At 71.9% G+C, this 21375-nt stretch carries 20 protein-coding genes and 1 tRNA gene; 14 read left to right on the forward strand and 7 right to left on the reverse strand.

The genetic code is table 11. The features are described from left to right. Nucleotides 1-136: 136 nt before the first annotated feature. The 4 genes from BLT43_RS12200 to pdxH all read right to left on the reverse strand — a co-directional run bounded on the left by BLT43_RS12200 (nt 137) and on the right by pdxH (nt 2020). Nucleotides 137-213, reverse strand: a tRNA-Pro gene (locus tag BLT43_RS12200). A gap of 64 nt (nt 214-277) precedes the next feature. Continuing rightward, nucleotides 278-757, reverse strand: coding sequence for a DUF192 domain-containing protein (locus BLT43_RS12205; RefSeq protein WP_090113244.1), 480 nt, complete (start codon nt 755-757; stop codon nt 278-280). Continuing rightward, nucleotides 754-1314, reverse strand: a complete 561-nt coding sequence (locus BLT43_RS12210) for a cold-shock protein (protein ID WP_090113246.1) — start codon at nt 1312-1314, stop codon at nt 754-756. The genes BLT43_RS12205 and BLT43_RS12210 overlap by 4 nt, the downstream gene beginning before the upstream one ends. Before the next feature lie 100 nt (nt 1315-1414). Next, a complete protein-coding gene (gene pdxH / locus BLT43_RS12215) occupies nt 1415-2020 on the reverse strand; it encodes a pyridoxamine 5'-phosphate oxidase (protein ID WP_090113248.1) in 606 nt (201 codons plus the stop codon). A 182-nt stretch (nt 2021-2202) separates the two neighbouring features. On the opposite strand from pdxH, the gene fabI reads away from it, so the two are divergent. The 5 genes from fabI (at nt 2203) to trpE (ending at nt 8331) form a co-directional block, all read left to right on the forward strand. Continuing rightward, the gene (fabI, locus tag BLT43_RS12220; RefSeq protein WP_090113250.1) at nt 2203-3009 is read left to right on the forward strand and encodes an enoyl-ACP reductase FabI; all 807 of its coding nucleotides are present in this window, start codon (nt 2203-2205) and stop codon (nt 3007-3009) included. A gap of 6 nt (nt 3010-3015) precedes the next feature. Continuing rightward, nucleotides 3016-3519 carry a xanthine phosphoribosyltransferase gene (gene gpt, locus BLT43_RS12225; RefSeq protein ID WP_090113252.1) on the forward strand — a complete coding sequence of 168 codons (504 nt, stop codon included), beginning with the start codon at nt 3016-3018 and terminating at the stop codon, nt 3517-3519. Between the two features lie 129 nt (nt 3520-3648). Next, on the forward strand, nt 3649-4821 hold the full coding sequence (locus BLT43_RS12230) for an aminotransferase (RefSeq protein ID WP_090113254.1): 1173 nt from the start codon (nt 3649-3651) through the stop codon (nt 4819-4821). Between the two features lie 91 nt (nt 4822-4912). Then, nucleotides 4913-6811, forward strand: a complete 1899-nt coding sequence (locus BLT43_RS12235) for a peptidylprolyl isomerase (RefSeq protein ID WP_165612606.1) — start codon at nt 4913-4915, stop codon at nt 6809-6811. An 8-nt stretch (nt 6812-6819) separates the two neighbouring features. Then, nucleotides 6820-8331, forward strand: coding sequence for an anthranilate synthase component I (trpE, locus tag BLT43_RS12240; protein WP_090113258.1), 1512 nt, complete (start codon nt 6820-6822; stop codon nt 8329-8331). A 71-nt stretch (nt 8332-8402) separates the two neighbouring features. Here the strand turns inward: trpE and BLT43_RS12245 are convergent, their stop codons facing one another. After that, nucleotides 8403-8813: a DoxX family protein gene (locus tag BLT43_RS12245; protein ID WP_090113259.1), complete on the reverse strand. Its 411-nt coding sequence runs from the start codon at nt 8811-8813 to the stop codon at nt 8403-8405. 94 nt (nt 8814-8907) lie between these two features. After that, nucleotides 8908-10641 (reverse strand): divergent polysaccharide deacetylase family protein, encoded by a 1734-nt coding sequence (locus BLT43_RS12250; protein ID WP_090113261.1) that lies wholly within the window; start codon nt 10639-10641, stop codon nt 8908-8910. Nucleotides 10642-10801: 160 nt separating this feature from the next. Here BLT43_RS12250 and BLT43_RS12255 point away from each other — a divergent pair, with 160 nt between their 5' ends. The 7 genes from BLT43_RS12255 (at nt 10802) to lexA (ending at nt 16322) form a co-directional block, all read left to right on the forward strand. Beyond that, nucleotides 10802-11407 (forward strand): anthranilate synthase component II, encoded by a 606-nt coding sequence (locus BLT43_RS12255; RefSeq protein ID WP_090113263.1) that lies wholly within the window; start codon nt 10802-10804, stop codon nt 11405-11407. Beyond that, the gene (gene trpD, locus BLT43_RS12260; RefSeq protein WP_090113265.1) at nt 11404-12420 is read left to right on the forward strand and encodes an anthranilate phosphoribosyltransferase; all 1017 of its coding nucleotides are present in this window, start codon (nt 11404-11406) and stop codon (nt 12418-12420) included. The genes BLT43_RS12255 and trpD overlap by 4 nt, the downstream gene beginning before the upstream one ends. Nucleotides 12421-12427: 7 nt before the next feature. After that, on the forward strand, nt 12428-13117 hold the full coding sequence (locus tag BLT43_RS12265) for a uracil-DNA glycosylase (protein WP_090113266.1): 690 nt from the start codon (nt 12428-12430) through the stop codon (nt 13115-13117). 9 nt (nt 13118-13126) lie between these two features. Beyond that, nucleotides 13127-13933, forward strand: a complete 807-nt coding sequence (gene trpC / locus BLT43_RS12270) for an indole-3-glycerol phosphate synthase TrpC (protein WP_090113268.1) — start codon at nt 13127-13129, stop codon at nt 13931-13933. Then, nucleotides 13933-14403, forward strand: a complete 471-nt coding sequence (gene moaC, locus BLT43_RS12275) for a cyclic pyranopterin monophosphate synthase MoaC (RefSeq protein WP_090113270.1) — start codon at nt 13933-13935, stop codon at nt 14401-14403. Before trpC ends, moaC begins: the two co-directional genes overlap by 1 nt. After that, entirely contained in the window at nt 14400-15572 is a 1173-nt protein-coding gene (locus BLT43_RS12280; RefSeq protein ID WP_090113272.1) for a molybdopterin molybdotransferase MoeA, read from the forward strand. Before moaC ends, BLT43_RS12280 begins: the two co-directional genes overlap by 4 nt. Nucleotides 15573-15641: 69 nt before the next feature. Beyond that, on the forward strand, nt 15642-16322 hold the full coding sequence (gene lexA / locus BLT43_RS12285) for a transcriptional repressor LexA (protein ID WP_090113274.1): 681 nt from the start codon (nt 15642-15644) through the stop codon (nt 16320-16322). 62 nt (nt 16323-16384) lie between these two features. Here the strand turns inward: lexA and BLT43_RS12290 are convergent, their stop codons facing one another. Then, nucleotides 16385-18514 (reverse strand): ComEC/Rec2 family competence protein, encoded by a 2130-nt coding sequence (locus BLT43_RS12290; RefSeq protein WP_090113276.1) that lies wholly within the window; start codon nt 18512-18514, stop codon nt 16385-16387. Between the two features lie 51 nt (nt 18515-18565). Here BLT43_RS12290 and gltX point away from each other — a divergent pair, with 51 nt between their 5' ends. Both gltX and BLT43_RS12300 read left to right on the forward strand, forming a co-directional pair. Beyond that, nucleotides 18566-19969, forward strand: coding sequence for a glutamate--tRNA ligase (gene gltX, locus BLT43_RS12295; RefSeq protein ID WP_090113278.1), 1404 nt, complete (start codon nt 18566-18568; stop codon nt 19967-19969). 109 nt (nt 19970-20078) lie between these two features. Beyond that, nucleotides 20079-21374, forward strand: a complete 1296-nt coding sequence (locus tag BLT43_RS12300; RefSeq protein WP_090113280.1) for a citrate synthase — start codon at nt 20079-20081, stop codon at nt 21372-21374. Nucleotide 21375: the final 1 nt, after the last annotated feature.

The raw sequence follows: 21375 nt of genomic DNA on the forward strand, positions 1-21375 counted from the left end.
CCGGTCAGCCGGGAGAACGGTGAGCTTCGCCCGCTCTCAATTCGGCAGCGGGCCGGGTCGCGAACGGCAGAAGGACGATACCCAAGGCCCCGAAGGGCCCGCGGGACCGGCCGATACCTCGAATGATGTGAGGATCTGGTCGGGGCGGCAGGATTCGAACCTGCGACCCTCTGTTCCCAAAACAGATGCGCTACCAGGCTGCGCTACGCCCCGAACCGTGGCCCTTCTAGGCCGCGCGCGGCCCGGGCGCAAGCGCCGCCCGAGCCATTCTCCCGGCTCAGTCGCAGGGGTCGGCGGCGGGGGTCGCGGCGCTGCCGATCGCGGGGTGGCGCATCGTGTCGCCCGGCGCGATGCCGAGCCGTCCCGCCATGCCGCCATTGACCTCGAGCACGTACTGGATGTCCGGCCCGCCGGGGATCGGCGTCTCGTCGAGGGGCACCGCGCCCTCATGCACGTGCCGCACCCGCCCATCCGCGCCCGCGAAGATGATGTCGAGCGGAATCAGCGTGTTTCGCATCCAGAACGAGGCGAAGCGCGGGCTGTCGTAGACGAAGAGCATGCCCGACATGCGCGGCATCTCCTCGACGAACATCAGGCCGCGCGCGCGCTCGGCGTCGTCGTCGGCGACCTCGACGTCGAATCGCGCCTGCCCCCATTCGCCGCGCAGCAGCACCTCGTCCTCGGCGCAGACGGCGGCCGCGGCGGGGCCCGCAAGGGCCATGAGGGCGGCCAGCAGGCCCGGCGCGATTCGCATCATGCGGCGCCGCCCCGCTCGTCGGCGTGCAGCGCCGCATCCCAGGCCAGGATCGCGGTCGCCATGCGGCCGCGCTTGCCCTCGATCACCTTCAGCGCCACCGCCTCGCCGGGCTGAAGGTCGGCGAAGCCCGAGCTGCGCAGCACCTCGATATGCAAGAAGATGTCGTCGGGCGCGCCGAACAGGTTGGCGAAGCCGAAGCCCTTGGCCTTGTCGAACCACTTCACCCGCGCGGGCTCGAGCGGCAGCGCGGCGAGGAAGGCGGGGTCGAACTCGGCGAAGTCCGCCAGCGGCGCCGCGCCGGGTTGCGCCGGCGCCTCGAGCGCGATGATCGAGACCGCCTGGATGCCGCGCTCGGTGCGTTGCGCGAGGATCCGGATCCGCGTGCCGTCGGCGACCGAGTTCTGGCCGTAATTGCGCAGCACGTTGCCGTGCAGCAGGATGTCCGCCCCGCCTGAATCGGGAACGATGAAGCCGAACCCCTTGGCCGTGTCGAACCATTTCACATGACCCGCCACTTCGATCTTGCCGTCGGAGTCCTTGTCCACCATCTCGCTCATTCGTGCCTCCAGCGGCCCCGGACCGCCCGTCCCAACGTCGGGCGTCTCTGCATCACAGGCGCGGTTTCCGCACAAGCCCCCAATTTCATTCCACGTGAAATCATGGGCTCAACCGTATCACTTCGAACCGTTCTCCGGGCTCGGCTCGCGACCATTTGTGCCGGTCGTGAAGCCGAAATGCCCCATCGGCCCAGAACTCGATCTCCAGCGGCCGAATCCGGTAGCCGCCCCAGAAGGGGGGCCGCGCCGGGTCGGGCCCGCGCAGAACGCCCTGCCGCGTCACCTCGGCCACCAGCGCCGCGCGCGAGGCCAGCGGCCGGCTCTGGCGCGAGGCCCAGGCCCCGAGCCGGCTCTTGAGCGAACGCGACCGGAAATAGGCGTCAGCCTTGGGGCCGTCCTCGCGCTCGACGATGCCGCGCACGCGGATCTGCCGCGCGAGCGACTTCCAGTGCATCACGAAGGCCGCCTTGCCCGCGGCCTCGATCTGCCCGGCCTTGGCGCTCTCGTAATTGGTGTAGAACACGAAGGCGTCGGCCTCGATCTCCTTGAGGAGCACCATCCGCACGTCCGGCAACCCCTGCGGATCGACCGTGGCCAGCGCGATCGCGTTGGGATCGTTCGGTTCGCTGCGCTCGGCCTCCGACAGCCAGCGACGCGCGATCTCGAACGGATCCTCGCCGGCGAAGATCCCATCACGGTCCGTCATCAACCCTCTTTCGTCACTCGCACCCGACACCTGGTGGGTGCAGTCTATCTCATTCGACGCGTGGATGCGCCGCCCGTTCGATTGATGCCACGGTGACGCCACGTCGCCCAGTGGCCTTGATGCCCCCCCGGCGATCGCCTAAACCGGATCGAAACGGTGCCGGACCGGCAAGAGGGACATTCATGACATCGCAGCTGATGGCAGGAAAACGCGGACTCATCATGGGTCTCGCAAACGACAAGTCGATCGCCTGGGGGATCGCCAAGGCCTGCGCCAATGCCGGCGCCGAGCTCGCCTTCTCCTATCAGGGCGAGGCGCTGCTCAAGCGGGTCGGCCCGCTGGCGGCCGAGCTGGGCTCGGACATCGTGCTGCCCTGCGACGTCGGCGACGAGGACAGCATCGACCAGCTGTTCGCCCAACTCGAGGAGAAATGGGGCAAGCTCGACTTCATCGTCCACGCCATCGGCTTCTCCGACAAGTCCGAGCTGCGCGGCCGCTACGTCGACACCTCTAAGAACAACTTCCTGATGTCGATGGACATTTCGGTCTGGTCCTTCACTTCGGTGGTCAAGCGCGCCTCGGCGATGATGAACGAGGGCGGCTCCTGCCTGACGCTGACCTATTACGGCGCCGAGAAGGTCATGCCGCATTACAACGTCATGGGCGTGGCCAAGGCGGCGCTGGAAGCCTCGGTGCAGTACCTCGCCGAGGATCTCGGCCGCGACAACATCCGCGTCAACGCCATCTCGGCCGGCACGATCAAGACGCTCGCGGCCTCCGGCATCGGCGATTTCCGTTACATCATGAAGTGGAACGAGTACAATTCGCCCCTGCGCCGCACCGTCACCCAAGACGAGGTCGGCAAATCCGCGCTATACCTGCTGTCCGATCTCGGATCGGCGGTGACGGGCGAGGTGCATCACGTCGATGCGGGCTACCACGTCATCGGCATGAAGAACCCGGACGCGCCCGACATCACGAAAGGCTAGAGAGCGATGACCGACCGACTGCCGCACGAGAAAGGCTTCCACGTCTCCTGGGACCAGCTGCACCGCGACAGCCGCGCCCTGGCCTGGCGGCTCGACGGGCGCGGGCCCGACGACGGCGCCTGGAAGGCCGTGGTGGCGATCACCCGCGGCGGCATGGCGCCGGCGATGATCCTCGCCCGCGAGCTGGGCATCCGCACCGTCGACACCATCTCGGTCAAGTCCTACGAGCACCAGAGCCAGTCGCACGCCAAGGTGCTCAAGGCCCCCGACGCCGAGATGATGGGCGACGGCACCGGCATCCTGGTGATCGACGACCTGGTCGACACCGGCCGCACGCTGGAGCTGGTGCGCAAGATGTACCCCAAGGCGCATTTCGCCACCGTCTACGCCAAGCCGCTCGGCAACAAGCAGGTCGACACCTATGTCACCGAGGTGAGCCAGGACACCTGGATCTTCTTTCCCTGGGACATGGCGCTGCAATATGTCGAGCCCTATCGCGGCCGCGACTGACACCACCGCCCAACACATCGAACGACCGGCCCCGCGCGGCCGGTCGTTTGCGTTTCTGGCCCAGTGCTTTGGGGTTTGCGCGCCCCCGCCGCCGTCGCTAGCCTCCGCGCGACCGCATCAGGAGGCCGCATGACCATCGCCCGCACCCGCTCCACCTTCCAGCCACCGGTGATGGAGGCGCGGCGCTGGCTCGAGGGGGTCGACTTCCCGCCGGAGCGGCCGCTGATCAATGTCAGCCAGGCCGCGCCGCTCGACCCGCCGCCGCGTCCCTTGCGCGAGGCGATGGCGCGGATGGTGATGGAGGATGCACAGGCGCATCTCTACGGCCCCGTGCTCGGCCTGTCCGAGCTGCGCGCCGAGATCGCCGGGCGTTGGAGCGCGGATTACGGCGGCGAGGTCCGCCCCGAGCAGGTGGCGATCACCTCGGGCTGCAACCAGGCCTATTGCGCGGCGCTCGCCGCGCTCTGCGGCGAGGGCGACGAGGTGATCCTGCCCGAGCCGTGGTACTTCAACCACCGCATGTGGAACGACATGGCGGGGCTCAGGACCGTGCCGCTCGCGACCGGCGACGACCTGCTGCCCGACCCCGAGGCGGCGGCGGCGCTGATCACCGAGCGCACCCGCGCCATCGTGCTGGTCAGCCCCAACAACCCCGGCGGGGTCGAGTACCCGTCCGATCTGCTCGCCGCCTTCCGCGACCTGTGCCGCGCCCGCGGGCTGGCGCTGATCCTCGACGAGACCTATCGCGACTTCGACGCGCGCACGGGCGCGCCGCACGACCTCTTCGCCGATCCCGACTGGGACGAGGTGCTGATTCAGCTCTACTCCTTCTCCAAGGCCTACCGGCTGACCGGCCACCGGATCGGCGCGCTCACCGCCTCGCCCGCGCGGCTGGCCGAGGCCGAAAAGTTCCTAGACACCGTCACCATCTGCCCCACCAGCCTGGGCCAGCGCGCCGCGCTGTGGGGCATGCGCAACCTCGGCCAGTGGCTCGCGGGCGAGCGGGCCGAGATCCTCGACCGTCGTGCCGCCGTGACCGAAAGCTTCGGCCGCCTCGCGGATCGCGGCTGGCGGCTGATGGGCTGCGGCGCCTATTTCGCCTGGATCGAGCACCCGTTCGACGCGGCCTCGGACGCGCTCGCCAAGCGCCTCGTGCACGAGGCGGGCGTGCTCCTGCTGCCCGGCACGATGTTCACGCCCGAGGGCTCCGCCCGGGGCCGTAAACAGCTGCGCATCGCCTTCGCCAATGTCGACCGGGCCGGCATCGCGGCGCTGGAGGACCGGCTCGCAGGCTTCGGCTAGGCCCGCCCGGCTTGCGCGCCCTGCCCCTCTTGCCTATGCAACACCGACACGCATCCGGGCCCATGCCGAGGCCTGCGACAGGGGGACCGTCATGGCTGAGAAAAAGGGCAACCGCGTCTTCGTCTGGATCATCCTGATCCTGCTTTTCGTGGGCCTCATCGGGTTCGGCGCCACGGGGCTGACCGGTCACGCGACCCGGCTCGGCACGGTCGGCGAAAAGGAGCTGGAGGTGCAGGCCTACGCCAACGCGCTGCAAAGCCGCATCCGCGCCTTCGAAAGCCAGACCGGCGAGGCGGTGAGCCTCGCGCAGGCGCAGCAGATCGGCCTCGACCGCGCCGTTCTGGGCCGGCTGGTGACCGAGCGGGTGCTCGACAACGAAGCCGACCGCCTCGGCCTGTCGGTCGGCGACGAGCGGGTGCGCGAGCAGGTGCTGCAGATCGGCGCCTTCCAGGGGCTCGACGGCCAGTTCGACCGCGACGCCTATCGCGAGGCGCTGCGCCGCAACGGCCTGACCGTCTCCGAGTTCGAGACCGGGCTGCGCGAGGGCGAGGCCCGCGCGCTGCTCGAAAGCGCCGTGGTGAACGGCATCGCCGCGCCCCAGCCGCATGTCGACGCGATGATCGACTTCCTGATGGCGCGCCGCGACATCACCTGGGCGCCCGTCACGCTCTCGCCCGCCGCCGCCGCCGCGCCCGCGGGCGACGGCCCGCGCGTGCTGCTGCCCGAGATCACCCTCGACCCCGAGATCCCCGCCCCCTCCGAGGCCGAGATCCAGGCCCGTTACGAGGCCGCGCCCGAGGCCTACACCGCGCCCGAGCGGCGCGAGATCACCTATGCCTGGCTGCGCCCCGAAACCGTGAGCGAGAGCATCGAGGTGCCCGAGGAGGACGTCCGCGCCCTCTACGAGCAGCGCATCGACGACTACGTGCAGGAAGAGCGCCGCCTGGTCGAGCGCCTGGTCTACCCCAATGCCGAGGCCGCAACGGAGGCCAAGGCCCGTCTCGACGCCGGCGAGGCCGAGTTCGAGGCGCTGGTCGAGGCGCGCGGGCTCGACCTGTCGGACGCCGATCTGGGCGACGTGGCGCGCGGCGATCTGGGCGACGCCGCCGAGCCGGTCTTCGCGGCAGAGGCCGGCGAGGTGGTCGGCCCGGTCGAGACCGGCCTCGGCCCGGCGCTGTTTAGGGTCAACGCCGTGCTCGGCGCCGAGGAAGTGAGCTTCGAGGAGGCCGCGCCCGATCTGCGCGGCGAGCTGGCCCGCGCCATGGCGCGGCGCGAGATCCAGGACGCGACCGACGAGATCGAGGATCTGCTCGCCGGCGGCGCGGCGCTCGAGGACCTGGCCGAGCGCACCGGCATGGAGCTCGGCAGCCTGTCCTGGTCCGAGGGCGAGACCGACGGCATCGCCGCCTACGCCCCCTTCCGTCAGGCCGCCGCCGTGGCCGAGCAGGGCGACTTCCCCGAGCTGATCGGCTTCGAGGATGGCGGCGTCTTCGCGCTGCGGCTCGACGGCGTGACCGAACCGGCGCTGCGCCCGCTCGATGAGGTGCGCGAGCAGGTGGTGGCCGACATCATGGCCGAGACCCGGCAGACGATGCTCACCGAGCGCGCCGAGGCGCTGGCCGCCGAGATCGCGGGCGGGGCCTCCTTCGAGGCCGCGGGCCTCGCGCCGCGCGACGTCGACGCCCTGACCCGCCGCGACTTCGTCGAGGGCACCGCGCCCGGCTTCGTGACCGAGATCTTCGAGATGGAAGAGGGCGAGACCCGCGCCATCGCGCTGCCCGAGGGCGCCGCCGTGGTCCGGCTCGACGCCACCGCCGCGCCCGAGGCCGACGACCCGGCCGTGGCGGCCGAGCGGCAGGCCATCGAACAGCGGCTCGCCGGCTCGATCGCGCAGGACATCTACGCCGCCTACGCCACCGAGGTGCAGGCCAACACCGAGATCCGCATCGACGACGCCGCCATCCAGGCGGTCCACAGCTCCTTCAGGTAAGGCATCCCATGACGCTCGGCCCCGATTTCGAGACCTTCCGCACCGGCTACGAGAACGGCGCGAACCAGGTGGTCTGGACCCGGCTGGCGGCCGATCTCGACACGCCGGTCTCGCTGATGCTGAAGCTCGGCGGCGAGGGCCGGCACGCTTTCCTCCTGGAAAGCGTGACCGGCGGCGAGGTGCGCGGCCGCTACTCGATCATCGGCCTGAACCCCGACCTCGTCTGGGACTGCCGGGGCGAGACCAGCCGCGTCAACCGTGCCGCGCGCTACGACGACGACGCCTTCGAGGATCTCGAGGGCCACCCGCTCGACACGCTGCGCGCGATCCTCGCCGAAAGCCGGATCGACCTGCCCGAGGACCTGCCCGCCGCCTCCGCCGGCCTGTTCGGCTATCTCGGCTACGACATGATCCGGCTGGTCGAGCGCCTGCCCCACGTCAACCCCGACCCGCTCGGCCTGCCCGACGCGGTGATGCTGCGCCCCACGGTCGTGGCGGTGCTCGACGGGGTGAAGGGCGAGGTGATCCTCGTCGCGCCGGCCTGGGCCGGGGCCGGGCAATCCGCCCGCGCCGCCTATGCCCAGGCCGCCGAGCGGGTGACCGAGGCGATGCGCGCGCTCGACCGCCCCGTGCCGCAGGAGGCGCGCGCGCTGCAGGCCCCCGCGCCCTTGTCCGCGCCGGTGTCGAACTTCAGCCACGAGGGCTACCTCGCCGCCGTCGAGAAGGCCAAGGAGTACATCCGCGCCGGCGACATCTTCCAGGTGGTGCCGGCCCAGCGCTGGACCCAGGACTTCGCCGAGCCGCCCTTCGCGCTCTACCGCTCGCTCAGGCGCACCAACCCCTCGCCCTTCATGTTCTACTTCAATTTCGGCGGCTACCAGGTGGTCGGCGCCAGCCCCGAGATCCTCGTGCGGGTGATGGGCGGCGAGGTGACGATAAGGCCCATCGCCGGCACCCGCCCGCGCGGCGCCACGCCCGAGGAGGACCGCGCCCACGAGGAGAGCCTCTTGGCCGACGCCAAGGAGCTGTCCGAGCACCTGATGCTGCTCGATCTGGGGCGCAACGATGTCGGCCGGGTCGCGAAACCCGGCACGGTGCGCCCGACCGAGAAGTTCATCATCGAGCGCTATTCCCACGTCATGCACATCGTCTCGAACGTGGTGGGCGAGCTGCGCGACGATCAGGACGCGCTGTCGGCCCTGCTCGCGGGCCTGCCCGCCGGCACCGTCTCGGGCGCGCCCAAGGTGCGGGCGATGGAGATCATCGACGAGCTCGAGCCCGAGAAGCGCGGCATCTATGGCGGGGGCCTGGGCTATTTCAGCGCCGGCGGCGACATGGACATGTGCATCGCGCTCAGGACCGCCGTGGTGAAGGACGAAAAGCTCTACATCCAGGCCGGCGGCGGCGTGGTGCATGACAGCGACCCCGAGGCCGAGTACCAGGAGACGGTGCACAAGTCGAACGCGCTGCGCCGCGCGGCGGCCGACGCCGCGATGTTCCGGCCCGGCGGCCAGGGCTGAGCCACCGAACGTCCGGACAAAGAAAAAGGGCGGGGAATTCCCCGCCCTTTCGCGTGCCGGGCCCTGTCGGATCAGGCCTTGCCGCGCGCCGCGTCGAGGCTCCAGGGGCCGGGGCCCGCCGCGACGATGTAGAGGAAGACGAAGCAGTAGAGGATCGCCGCGTCGCCGCCGTTCAGCGTCGGAAACAGGTTCTGCGGCGCGTGGAACATCCAGTAGGCCACCGCCATCATGCCCGACATCACGAAGGCCACGGGGCGGGTGAAGAGGCCGATCAGCAGCAGCAGCCCGCCGACCAGCTCGAGCAGGCCGCCGATGCCGAACAGCGACAGAAGCGGCGGCTGCTGGTCGGTGGCCGGGAAGGCCAGCAGCTTCTGGCTGCCATGCAGGGTGAAGATCAGCGCGCTGGTGATGCGCAGCACGCTGAGCAGCTGCGGCGCCCAGGCAGAGGCGCCATCGGTGCGGGTGGAGACGTTCGCGGTCATGGTCGAGAATCCCGTTGGGTCAATCTGACGCCAACATGGACCCGCACAACGCACTCGTCAAAGCGCCGTTTCTGTGCGCAAAAGCGCAGATCCGTTATTTCCCCGGCCCCAGCGTCTGCATCTGCAGCACCGCCGAAAGCGGCACCTGCGCCACCTGCCCGGCCCGGTTCTGGCTGCCCCAGAGCGTCAGCGCGGTGACGGTCTCGGGCCTGAGCCGCGCCAGCAGCGCCACCGCGCCCTGCTGGCGGGCGCGGAACGCCGCCTGGTCGAGGAAGCGTCGGATCACTCGCGCATCCTGCCCGGCGGCGTCGAGGTCGCGGTAGATCTCGACCGCCGGCACGCCGGCCTCGTCGGCGCGGCGCAGCGGCGTCGCCAGCCCCTGCGCCAGCGCCGCCAGACCGCGCCCGTCGGCGGCCAGCCGGTCCAGCGCCTGCCGCGTCACCCCGGCATCGGCGCTCAGCCCGCCATCGCCGGCATCGACCAGCGCCACCGTCTCGGGCAGCTGCGCGAAGGCGGCGCCGAAGGCCACCTCGACATCGGCCGGCGTCGCGCCGCGCGGCAGCCGCGACAGCGCCGCCACCTCGTAGCCCGCCGCCCGCCACGCCGCCATCCGCTCGGCGGCGTCGGGCAGCTCGGGGTCGATCGCGATCGTCACCGGGAAGGGGATCGAGGCCGCCGCCGGCACCGCCGCGTCGAGCGCCCCGTCATCGATCAAGGTGACCGAGAACAGCGGCGCGCCGGCCGGCGCGTCATGCGGCGCGGCATAGCGCAAAAGCGCCGGCGCGTCGTCGGGCAGCGCCGTTTCATCGGCCGCGCCCGCCTCGGGCGCCGCCGCGTCGGCACCGGGGCGGCGCACCCGCACGCCGGTCTCGCCGCCGGGCAGGCCCAGCGCGGCAAGGTCGCGCTCGGCCTCGCCGGTCGGCATGATCACCCGGCCCGAGCCGTCGGGCGCCTCCGGCACGCCGGGCGCCTCGGCCGCGGCCGGCGGCGCCGGGGGTTGCGGCGCGTCGGGCAGGACGGTGATGCTGCCCGTCTCGCCCTGCCCCTCGCCCGGCCCGGCGGCCCGGTCGGAGGCGGGGGCGTCGTCCGGCCCGGCCGGGGCGCCCGCCTCCGGGGCCTCGGGGGCCTCCGCCGTCTCCTCCACCGGCTCGACCTCGACCTCGATCCCGGCCGCCGCGCCGGTCTCATTGGTCTCGTCGGACTCGGCCACGATCACCTCGCGCGGCGCCTGCGAGGGCGGCGGCGGGGTCTCGGTCGAGACGGTGATGTCGGCCTCGGAGGCCGGCACCTCGATCACCCGCGACTGCGGCGAGGGCAGCACCGGCGTCTCGGCCGAGAGCGCCACCTGCGGCCCCTCGTCGACCTGCGGCACCGGGCCCGGCCCGGCGGCGTCGGGGCTGGCCTCGGGCGTCGCGGCGGGCGCGGTCTCGGCCTCGGGGATGGCGGCGGGGCCGGCCGGCACGTCGGCCCGCGGCGTGTCGGTCGCAGCCACGCGCGCGGGCTCGGTCTCGGGCAGACGCGGCGCGTCGGGGGCCTCGAAGGGCGATCCGCCCGGCGCCTCGACCTCTGCCGCGGCGTCGGGGGCGGTCTCGGGCAGGTCCGGCGCGGTGTCGGTGGCCGGGTCGGTCTCGGTGTCGGTGGCGTCCTCGGGGGCGTCCGGCGCAGGCGCGACGTCGGGCTCGACAGTCTCGAGAACTTCGGCCCCCGCACCCGCACCGGCCCCGGCGACGTCGCGGCTCGGCGGTTCGGCGATCAGCGAGGCCACCGCCAGCGCCCCCGCCGAGACCAGCAGCCCCCAGATTCCCCCGATGATGAAGCCAGCGCCCATCTCTCCTGCCCCGCTGCGCCGGCCGGACCGGCATCCTGTCTCGCGCCCCGGACCTTGACGTTTCCCGCCGCTCGGTCCCATTTATGGCGCGACCTTACCAAGGGACGACCCGCTTGCGGTAGCCCCGAATTTGCCCCGCCATCCCCGGCCCGGAGGGACGATGCTTCTCCTGATCGACAATTACGACAGCTTCACCTGGAACCTCGTGCACTATCTGGGCGAGCTGGGCGCGGAGGTGGTCGTGAAGCGCAACGACGAGATCGGCGTCGACGAGGCAATGGCGATGGGCCCCGAGGGCATCGTGCTCAGCCCCGGCCCCTGCGACCCCGACCAGGCCGGGATCTGCCTCGACCTGACCCGCGCCGCCGCCGAGAGCCGCATGCCGCTTCTGGGCGTCTGCCTCGGCCACCAGACCATCGGCCAGGCCTTCGGCGGCCGCGTCGTGCGCTGCCACGAGATCGTGCACGGCAAGACCGCGCAGATGCTGCACCAGGGCCGCGGCGTCTTCGCCGGGCTGCCCTCGCCCTTCCTCGCCACGCGCTACCACTCGCTGGTGGTCGAGCGCGACAGCCTGCCCGAGAGCCTCGAGATCACGGCCGAGCTGGCCGACGGCACGATCATGGGCCTCGCGCATCGCGACCTGCCGATCGAGGGGGTGCAGTTCCACCCCGAGAGCATCGCCTCGGAGCACGGCCACCAGATGCTGAAGAACTTCCTAGACCGGCTGCCGGGCCGGGCGCCCCACCAAAGCCCGGTGGCGGCATGAGCGAGCGCCTGAAACCGCTGATCGCCGCCGCGATCGAGGGCCCGCTCACCCGCGAGCAGGCCGAGGCCGCCTTCTCGATCCTGTTCGACGGCGACGCGACGCCGGCGCAGATGGCCGCCTTCCTCGTCACGCTCCGGATGCGCGGCGAAACCGTGCCCGAGATCGCCGCCGCCGCGACGGTGATGCGCGCCCGCTGCCTCAAGGTCGAGGCGCCCGAAGGCGCGATCGACATCGTCGGCACGGGGGGCGACGGCAAGCACACGCTCAACATCTCGACCGCCGCCGCCTTCGTGATCGCCGGCGCCGGCGTGCCGGTGGCCAAGCACGGCAACCGCAATCTCAGCTCGCGCTCCGGCGCCGCCGACGCGCTGGGCCAGCTCGGCATCCAGGTGATGGTCGGCCCCGACAAGGTCGAGCGCGGCCTCAGGGAGGCCGGGATCGGCTTCATGATGGCGCCGATGCACCACCCGGCGATGAAGCATGTCGGCCCGGTGCGCGCCGAGATCGGCATCCGCACCCTGTTCAACATCCTCGGCCCGCTGACCAACCCGGCCGGCGTCAGGCGGCAGGTGACCGGCGCCTACGACCCGGCGCTGATCGTGCCTATGGCCGAGACGCTGGCCCGGCTGGGCTCCGAGCGCGCCTGGCTGGTGCATGGCGGCGACGGCACCGACGAGCTGTCGATCACCGCGCCGACCCGCGTGGCCGAGCTGTCGGACGGCCGGGTCGAGGAGTTCGAGATCACCCCCGCCGATGCCGGGCTGCCCGTCCACCCCTTCGCCGCGATCGTCGGCGGCACGCCCGAGGAGAACGGCCGCGCCATGCGGGCGCTGTTCGAGGGCGCGCCGGGCGCCTATCGCGACGCGGTGCTCCTGAACGCCGCCGCCGGCCTCGTGGTGGCGGGCCGCGCGCGCGACCTGCGCGAGGGTGCTGCGTTGGCGGCCGAGAGCATCGACACCGGCGCCGCCAAGCGCGCCGCGGCGACGCTCGCCGCCATCAGCACGGCGCAGTGAGCCCGCGGTGAGCCCCACCGGACCCGGCTGGGCCGACCTGCCCTTCTTCGCCGAGGACTGGCCGGCGCTGCGCGACCGGCTGGCCGCGCGGGACGCGGTCGCGCCGCCCGCCGCACTCAGGTTCCGCGCGCTCGACCTCACCGCGCCCGAGGACGTCCGGGTGGTGATCCTGGGCCAGGATCCCTACCCGACGCCGGGCCACGCCACCGGCCTCGCCTTCTCGGTGCCGGGCGATCTGCGGAAGCTGCCGCCGAGCTTGCGCAACATCTTCGCAGAAATGCGCGACGACATCGGCTGCGCGCCCGAAAGCGGCGATCTCACCCATTGGGCGCAGCAGGGCGTGCTGCTTCTGAACACCGCGCTCTCGGTCGATCCCGGCCAGCCCGGCAGCCATGCCCGCTGGGGCTGGGACAGGCTGGTGGCGCAGGTGCTCGACCGCGCCGCGCGGCGGCCTTGCGCCTTTCTCCTTTGGGGCAACCACGCGCAGAAGGTGGCCCGCCCCTTCACCGGGCCCGAGCATCTGGTGATCGAGACCGCGCATCCCTCGCCGCTCGCCGCGCGGCGCGGCTTCTTCGGCTCGCGCCCCTTCGGCCGGATCAACGACTGGCTCGAGGCGCGCGGCGAGGCCCCGATCGACTGGTGCCATGCATCGCGCGGCGACGCACAGACGCTTTCCAACACCGCATCCGACGGCTAGAACCGACACATGGACATTCTCGACAAGATCAAGGCCTACAAGCTCGAAGAGGTCGCCGCGCGCAAGGCCGCGCTGCCGCTTTCCGAGATCGAGGCGCGCGCCGCCCAGGCCCCCGCCCCCCGCGGTTTCGCCGACCGCCTGACCGAGGCCGCGCGCGAAGGCTACGGCCTGATCGCCGAGATCAAGAAGGCGAGCCCCTCCAAGGGGCTGATCCGCCCCGATTTCGACCCGCCGGCGCTGGCCCGCGCCTACGAGGCCGGCGGCGCCGCCTGCCTGTCGATCCTGACCGACGAGCCGTCGTTCCAGGGCGCCGACGACTACCTCGTGCAGGCCCGCGCCGAGACCACGCTGCCGGTGCTGCGCAAGGATTTCCTCTACGACCCGTGGCAGGTGGCCGAGAGCCGCTCGCTCGGGGCCGACTGCATCCTGATCATCATGGCCAGCGTCTCCGACGCGCAGGCGCGTGAGCTGGAAGAGGCCGCCGAGCGCTGGGGCATGGACGCGCTGATCGAGGTGCATGACCGCGAGGAGCTGGAGCGCGCGGCCAACCTGAACTCGAAGATGATCGGCATCAACAACCGCAACCTGCAGACCTTCGAGACCTCGCTCGACGTCACCCGCAAGCTCGCCAAGCACGTGCCGGTCGACCGGATGATCGTCGCCGAGAGCGGGCTGAACACGCCCCAGGACCTCGCCGAGATCGCCCGCTACGGCGCCCGCGCCTTCCTGATCGGCGAGAGCCTGATGCGGCAGGAGGACGTGACGGCCGCGACGCGGACGCTGCTGTCGAACCCGCTGACCGCGCCGGGGGCCTGATGGCCCTGTCGCATTTCGACGCCGCGGGCCACGCCCACATGGTCGACGTCACCGACAAGGCGGTGACCGACCGCCGCGCCGTGGCCGAGGGCGTCGTGCGGATGGCGCCGGAGACGCTCGATCTCGTGAAACAGGGGCGCGCCGGCAAGGGCGACGTGCTCGGCACCGCCCGGCTCGCCGGCATCATGGCGGCCAAGAAGACCGCCGACCTGATCCCGCTCTGCCACCCGCTGCCGCTGTCGAAGGTGACGCTGGATCTGGAGCCCGACGACACCCTGCCCGGCGTCCGGATCACCGCGACCGTCAAGACCACCGGCCGCACCGGGGTGGAGATGGAGGCGCTCACCGCCGTCACGGTCGCCGGGCTCACCATCTACGACATGCTCAAGGCCGCCGAGAAGGGCATGGAGATCGGCGGCGTGCGCCTGCTCTCCAAGGAAGGCGGCAAGTCGGGGCACTGGGAGGCGTGATCCCGGTCGCCGAGGCGCTCGACCGGCTCTTCGCGCTGGCCTCCCCCGTCGGCACCGAGGAGGTCGGCCTGACCGACGCCCGGGGCCGCGTGCTGCGCGCCCCCGTCACCGCAACCCGCGACCAGCCGCCCTTCGCGGCCTCCGCCATGGACGGCTACGCGATCCGCGAGACCGACTGCGCGGCGGGCACGCGGCTCGCCGTGATCGGCGAGGCGGCGGCCGGGCACGGCTTCGCGAGCGCGGTGAAGCCCGGCGAGGCGGTCCGCATCTTCACCGGCGCGCCGGTCCCCGAAGGCGCCGAGCGCGTGGTGATCCAGGAGGACACCGCGCGCGAGGGCGACACGGTGATCCTCGGCCACGGCATCTCAGACAACCGCAACATCCGGCCCGCCGGCATCGACTTCCACGCGGGCGACGCCATCGCCGCGCCGCGCCTGCTGCGCCCGGCCGACATCGCGCTCGCCGCGGCGATGAACGCCGCCCGGCTGACCGTGGCGCGCCGGCCCGAGGTGGCGATCCTCGCCACCGGCGACGAGCTGGTCGCGCCCGGCGGCGAGCCGCGTCCCGACCAGATCATCGCCTCGAACGCCTACGGCCTCGCGGGCATCGTCGAGGCGGCCGGCGGCCGCGCCCGGCTGCTGCCGATCGCCGGCGACAGCATGGCCTCGCTGGCGCAGGCCTTCGACCTGGCGCGCGGCGCCGACATCGTGCTGACCGTCGGCGGCGCCTCGGTGGGCGATCACGACCTCGTCGGCGCGGCGGCCGCCGAGGCCGGCATGGAGCGCGCCTTCTGGAAGGTGGCGATCCGCCCCGGCAAGCCGCTGATGGCCGGCCGTTTCGGCCAAGCGCTGCTACTGGGCCTGCCCGGCAACCCCGTCTCTTCGATGGTCTGCGCGCATGTCTTCCTCGTGCCGCTGATCCGCGCGCTTGCGGGCCTGCCGCCCGCCCCCGCGCCGCGCCGCCGGGTCCGGCTCGCCGCCGACCTGCCCGCCAACGGCCCGCGCGAGCACTACCTGCGCGCCGATCTCGGCGCGGACGGCGTGCGCCCGCACCCCAGGCAGGACAGCTCGCTCCTGTCGGTGCTGGCCGCCGCCGACGCGCTGATCGTGCAGCCCCCCGACGACCCCGCACGCCCCGCGGGAGCAGAGGTCGAGGTGATCGACCTCTGACACTTGACACAAAACGGGAACGTGCGTAGAACGGAGAACCAACCTCTACGGCACGGCAAAGGGGCAACCATGCTGACCCGAAAACAATCCGACCTGCTGGAGTTCATCCACCGGAGGATCCGCAGGGACGGCGTGCCGCCCTCCTTCGACGAGATGAAGGACGCGCTCGACCTGCGCTCGAAATCCGGCATCCACCGGCTGATCACCGCGCTCGAGGAGCGCGGCTTCATCCGCCGCCTCGCCCATCGCGCCCGCGCGCTCGAGATCCTGAAGCTGCCCGAGGCGATGGAAGCCCGCCTCGCCGCCGAGGAGGCCGAGGCCACGCCCGACCCCAAGCCCGCCGACATGCCCGCCGAGATCGCGGCGCTGGCGATGAACCTGCCCGTGATGGGCCGGATCGCCGCCGGTGTGCCGATCTCCGCGATCAGCGAGGTCAGCCACGAGATCGCCGTGCCCGGCACCATGCTCGGCTCGGGCAACCACTACGCGCTTGAGGTGCGCGGCGACTCGATGATCCAGGCCGGGATCAACGATGGCGACGTGGTGGTGATCCGCGAGACCGGCACCGCCGACAACGGCGACATCGTCGTGGCGCTGATCGAGGATCAGGAGGCGACGCTGAAGCGCTTCCGCCGCCAGGGCGGCAAGATCGCGCTCGAGGCCGCCAACCCGGCCTACGAGACCCGGCTCTACACCGACGAGCAGGTGCGCGTACAGGGCCGCCTCGTCGGCCTGATCCGCAGCTACTGAGCGCCGCCCGGTCGGGCGAGACACGGCGCGGCCCGCCCCGGCCGCGCCGTTCGCGTTCATGCTCACCGGGATGACAGCAGCGGCGAGGCGTCGCGCGCCGCCCTGTCGGACCACAGCCTGCGCCCCGCCCGCTCGGCCGTGCTGGTGACGTCGAGCCCCGCCGCCCCGGCCTCGACCGCCAAGGCGCCCAGCCGCCGCAGGTCGAGGCTGTCGTAGCGCAGGCAGGGGCGCGGCGTCGGGTCGGGATGGTTGGCGATCACCAGCGCCGCGCCGTCGCAGCCCCTGAGCGCCGCCAGGGCGGTCTTGCCAGACACCTGCAGCACCTCGACCCCGCCCAGCCGCAGCCGCACCACGCGGTCTTCTCGCGGCAACACCACGGGGTCATGCGCCGCCGCCTGATCCCGCCCCGCCCCGTCATTCTCCAGCCAGGCCGCGGCGGCGAAGCCGTCGCCCTTCGGCTTCGACAGCGCCCGTCCCTCCGGCGTCATCAGCCCCACGAGCCCGCCGCTCTCGGCCACCAGCAGCGCCGGGCGCTCGGCCCCGGCCCAGAGCCCCGCGGCCAGCGCCAGCGGCGCCAGCCCCGCCCAGCGGCCCCGCCCCTGCCACAGCATCAGCACGAGCCCGCCCGCCGCCACCAGCGGCAGCACGAGGCCGGGCGGCGCGATCACTGCGGAGCTTGCGCCGTCGAGCGCGGCGATGCGCTCGGCCACGATCAGGATCCAGCTCGAGCCGATCTCGACCATCCACAGCGCCGGCCGCTCCAGCCCCAGCGGCGCGGTCAGCGCCAGCAGCACCGCGCCGGGCATCACGAGGAGGCCCATCGCCGGCGCCGCGAGCAGGTTGGCGATCAGCCCGTAATGCGCCACCCGGTTGAAATGCGCCGCGGCGAAGGGCGCGGTGGCCATGCCCGCCACCACCGAGGACAGCGCGAGGAGCGCCACGGGCATCCACAACCGCGCTGCGCCGCGCGGCCGGTGCCAGCCCGGCGGCAGCCGCCCGAACACCGCCGTCAGCGCCAGCGCGGCGGCGAAGGACATCTGGAACCCCGCCGAGAGCAGCGTCTCGGGCCGCAGCGCCAGTACGACGAGCGCCGCGATCCCCACCACCCGCAGGCTGATCGCCCGCCGGTCGGCAAGGATCGCGCAGAGGCCGACCGCGACCATGACGAAGGCGCGCTCGGTCGCGACGTCGCGCCCGGCCAGCGCGAGGTAGAAGGCCGCCGCCGGCAGCGCCGCCCCGGCGGCGATCTTGCGCGCGGGCCATCTGAGCGCCAGCGGCGGCAACGCCGCGATCCCGGCGCGCACCAGCCAGAACACGAAGCCCGCCAGCATCGCCATGTGCATCCCCGAGATCGAGACGAGGTGGTAGAGGTTCGACTCCCGCATCGCGTCGTTCGCGGCCTGCCCCAGCCCGGAGCGGTCGCCCGTGGTCACGGCCGCGGCAAAGCCGCCGGCCTCGCCCGGGATGCGGGCGCGGACCCAGCGGCTCAGCCGGTCGCGCAGCCGCCCCAGCGCCATGCCCTCGATACTGTCGGTCGCGCGCAGCACCGGATTGCGGGTATAACCCACCGCGCCCAGCCCCTCGAACCAGGCATGGCGGCGGAAGTCGAAATCGCCCGGCTCGGCCGGCCCCGGCGGCGGCGAGAGATGCCCGGTGGTCATCACCCGCATCCCCGGCGCGGGCACCAGCCACGGATTGGCCTCCAGCAGCGACAGCCGCACCCGCCCGGGCGTGCGCCCCGGCGCGACATCCTTGAGCCGCACCCGGTCGAGCGTCAGCCGCAGCCGGTCGCTGCCCGAGCGGTCGATCTCGACCACCCGCCCCTCGATCGGGCCGTAATAGCGAAAGCCCAGCACCGGGGACGCGACCCCATGCGCCCGCGCCCCCGCCAGCACGAAGCCCGCCGCCGCGAAGCCGGCGAAGAGCAGAAGCGCCCGCAACGCGACCGAGCGCGCGAAAACCGCGACGCCCGCCGCCCCGGCCGCCAGCAGCGCGCCCCAGCCATGGGCCGCAAGGCCCGGCTCGCGCAGCAGCGCGAACCATGCGCCGATCCCGGTGCCGAGCGCCACCGGCGCCCAGGCCGCGAGATAGCCGTTCTGCCGGGCCAGCAGCGCCTCGACCCAGCCGAAGACGGCGCCGGGCGCGCCCGGCCGCCACGCTTGTTTCCGCGCCCCGACCTGAGTATCCCCCATGCAGACAAGGCTAGACCCCTCATGGTTAGCGAAAGGTTAAAACTCCCCGACATGTCCCAGACCCCGGTCGTCACCCGCTTCGCCCCCTCGCCCACCGGCGCGCTGCATATCGGCGGCGCGCGCACCGCGCTGTTCAACTGGCTCTACGCGCGTGGCCGCGGCGGCAAGTTCCTGCTGCGCATCGAGGACACCGACCGCGCCCGCTCCACGCCCGAGAACACCCAGGCCATCCTCGACGGGCTGACATGGCTCGGCCTCGACTGGGACGGCGAGCCGATCAGCCAGGCCGCCGGCGCCGAGCGCCACGCCGAGGTGGCCCGCCAGATGCTGGCCGAGGGCAGCGCCTACAAGTGCTTCTCGACGCAGGAGGAAATCGAGGCGTTCCGCGAGGAGGCCCGCGCCAAGGGCGGCTCGACGCTGTTCCGCTCGCCCTGGCGCGACGTGGCCGAGGCCGAGCACCCCGACGCCCCCTTCGCGATCCGCATCAAGGCGCCGCGCGACGGCGCCACGACGATCCGCGACGAGGTGCAGGGCGAGATCACCATCGGCAACGACCAGCTCGACGACATGGTGCTGCTGCGCTCGGACGGCTCGCCGGTCTACATGCTCGCGGTGGTGGTCGACGACCACGACATGGGCGTGACCCACGTGATCCGCGGCGACGACCACATGACCAACGCCTTCCGCCAGGCGATGATCTACCGCGCCATGGGCTGGGAGCTGCCGGTCTTCGCGCATGTGCCACTGATCTTCGGCCCCGACGGCAAGAAGCTGTCGAAGCGCCACGGCGCCACCGGCGCGGCCGAGTACCAGAAGATGGGCTACCCGGCGGCCGGCATGCGCAACTACCTGACCCGGCTGGGCTGGAGCCACGGCGACGCCGAGTACTTCTCGGACGCCGAGGCGCGCGAATGGTTCGACCTGGGCGGCATCGGCAAGTCGCCGGCGCGCTTCGACATGAAGAAGCTCGAGAACCTCTGCCGCCAGCACATCGCCGCCTCGGACGATGCCGCGCTGCTGCATGAGGCCGAGGAATTCCTCGCCGCCATCGGCCGGCCCAAGCTGACCGAAGGGCAGCGAGACGGGCTGCTCGCGGCCATGCCGCATCTCAAGGAGCGGGCCAAGACCTTCCCGGAACTTCTTGAAAAGGCTCACTTCGTTCTCGCCGACCGGCCGATCGCGCCGGACGAGAAATCGGCCAAGAACCTCGACGATGTATCCCGTGGTATACTGGCAGAATTGACGCCGCAGCTGCAAACTGCTAGCTGGGAGCGTGACACGCTGGAGGGGGTCGTGACAGCTCTGGCCGAGGCGCATGGCCTCGGGTTGGGCAAGCTTGCAGGCGCGCTGCGCGCCGCGCTGGCGGGGCGCATGGTCAGCCCCAGCGTATTCGACATGATGCTTGTGCTCGGTCGCGACGAAAGCGTGGCGCGGGTCAAAGATGCGTCGGCCTGACACTGGCGCGTCACCGTTTCCCCGCTAGCTAGGGACGCGGCATCGAGAGGCAATTTGCGCCACAGCCCGGCTCCGGCCGGGCCAGGGCGGGAGCATGAAGGGAACCTGAATGGCCGAAACCACCAAGACCGCGACCCTGACGATCGACGGCGTGAGCCACGATCTGGCGATGTACGCCCCCACCGACGGGCCCGAGGTGATCGACATCCGCAAGCTCTACGCGCAGGCGGGCGTGTTCACCTACGACCCGGGCTTCACCTCGACCGCGTCCTGCGACTCGACCATCACCTATATCGACGGCGAGAAGGGCATCCTGACCCATCGCGGCTACCCGATCGGGCAGCTGGCCAAGGACAGCCACTATCTCGAGGTCTGCTACCTGCTGCTCTACGGCGAGCTGCCCTCGGCCGCGCAGCTCGAGGAGTTCGAGACGCTGGTGACGCGTCACACGATGATCCACGAGCAGATGCACAACTTCTTCCGGGGCTTCCGGCGGGACGCGCATCCGATGGCCACCATGGTCGGCGTGGTCGGCGCGATGTCGGCCTTCTACCATGACAGCACCGACATCAACGACCCGCACCAGCGCGAGGTCGCCTCGATCCGGCTGATCGCCAAGATGCCGACCATCGCGGCGATGGCCTACAAGTACTCGATCGGCCAGCCCTTCGTGTATCCGCGCAACGACCTCGACTACGCGTCGAACTTCCTGCGCATGTGCTTCTCGGTCCCGGCCGAGGAATACGAGGTGAACCCGATCCTCGCCCGCGCGATGGACCGGATCTTCACGCTGCACGCCGACCACGAGCAGAACGCCTCGACCTCGACCGTGCGTCTCGCCTCCTCCTCGGGCGCCAACCCGTTCGCCTGCATTGCGGCCGGCATCGCCTGCCTCTGGGGCCCGGCGCATGGCGGCGCCAACCAGGCCTGCCTCGAGATGCTGCGCGAGATCGGCACGCCGGACCGGATCCCCGAGTTCATCGCCCGCGCGAAGGACCGCAACGACCCGTTCCGCCTGATGGGCTTCGGCCACCGGGTCTACAAGAACTTCGACCCGCGCGCGAAGGTGATGAAGGAAAGCGCCGACGAGGTGCTCGACCTGCTGGGCGTCGAGAACAACCCGACGCTGCAGGTCGCCAAGGAGCTCGAGCGCGTGGCGCTGGAGGATCCCTACTTCGCCGAGAAGAAGCTCTACCCGAATGTCGACTTCTACTCGGGCATCATCCTCGACGCGATGGGCTTCCCGACCTCGATGTTCACCCCGATCTTCGCGCTGGCGCGGACCGTGGGCTGGGTGTCGCAGTGGAAGGAGCAGCTGGCCGACCCGCAGTTGAAGATCGGCCGCCCGCGCCAGCTCTATCTCGGCGCGGCGCAGCGCGACTACGTCGACATCGAGAACCGCTGAC

Origin of the sequence: Limimaricola pyoseonensis, from assembly GCF_900102015.1 — a bacterium.
Taxonomy (GTDB): Bacteria; Pseudomonadota; Alphaproteobacteria; order Rhodobacterales; family Rhodobacteraceae; genus Limimaricola; species Limimaricola pyoseonensis.

Excerpts from the sequence above, each read along its gene's own strand:
- BLT43_RS12205 (WP_090113244.1), bottom strand. The coding sequence starts at position 757 with ATGATGCGAATCGCGCCGGGCCTGCTGGCCGCCCTCATGGCCCTTGCG.
- BLT43_RS12210 (WP_090113246.1), bottom strand. The coding sequence starts at position 1,314 with ATGAGCGAGATGGTGGACAAGGACTCCGACGGCAAGATCGAAGTGGCG.
- pdxH (WP_090113248.1), bottom strand. The coding sequence starts at position 2,020 with ATGACGGACCGTGATGGGATCTTCGCCGGCGAGGATCCGTTCGAGATC.
- fabI (WP_090113250.1), top strand. The coding sequence starts at position 2,203 with ATGACATCGCAGCTGATGGCAGGAAAACGCGGACTCATCATGGGTCTC.
- gpt (WP_090113252.1), top strand. The coding sequence starts at position 3,016 with ATGACCGACCGACTGCCGCACGAGAAAGGCTTCCACGTCTCCTGGGAC.
- BLT43_RS12230 (WP_090113254.1), top strand. The coding sequence starts at position 3,649 with ATGACCATCGCCCGCACCCGCTCCACCTTCCAGCCACCGGTGATGGAG.
- BLT43_RS12235 (WP_165612606.1), top strand. The coding sequence starts at position 4,913 with ATGGCTGAGAAAAAGGGCAACCGCGTCTTCGTCTGGATCATCCTGATC.
- trpE (WP_090113258.1), top strand. The coding sequence starts at position 6,820 with ATGACGCTCGGCCCCGATTTCGAGACCTTCCGCACCGGCTACGAGAAC.
- BLT43_RS12245 (WP_090113259.1), bottom strand. The coding sequence starts at position 8,813 with ATGACCGCGAACGTCTCCACCCGCACCGATGGCGCCTCTGCCTGGGCG.
- BLT43_RS12250 (WP_090113261.1), bottom strand. The coding sequence starts at position 10,641 with ATGGGCGCTGGCTTCATCATCGGGGGAATCTGGGGGCTGCTGGTCTCG.
- BLT43_RS12255 (WP_090113263.1), top strand. The coding sequence starts at position 10,802 with ATGCTTCTCCTGATCGACAATTACGACAGCTTCACCTGGAACCTCGTG.
- trpD (WP_090113265.1), top strand. The coding sequence starts at position 11,404 with ATGAGCGAGCGCCTGAAACCGCTGATCGCCGCCGCGATCGAGGGCCCG.
- trpC (WP_090113268.1), top strand. The coding sequence starts at position 13,127 with ATGGACATTCTCGACAAGATCAAGGCCTACAAGCTCGAAGAGGTCGCC.
- moaC (WP_090113270.1), top strand. The coding sequence starts at position 13,933 with ATGGCCCTGTCGCATTTCGACGCCGCGGGCCACGCCCACATGGTCGAC.
- lexA (WP_090113274.1), top strand. The coding sequence starts at position 15,642 with ATGCTGACCCGAAAACAATCCGACCTGCTGGAGTTCATCCACCGGAGG.
- BLT43_RS12290 (WP_090113276.1), bottom strand. The coding sequence starts at position 18,514 with ATGGGGGATACTCAGGTCGGGGCGCGGAAACAAGCGTGGCGGCCGGGC.
- gltX (WP_090113278.1), top strand. The coding sequence starts at position 18,566 with ATGTCCCAGACCCCGGTCGTCACCCGCTTCGCCCCCTCGCCCACCGGC.
- BLT43_RS12300 (WP_090113280.1), top strand. The coding sequence starts at position 20,079 with ATGGCCGAAACCACCAAGACCGCGACCCTGACGATCGACGGCGTGAGC.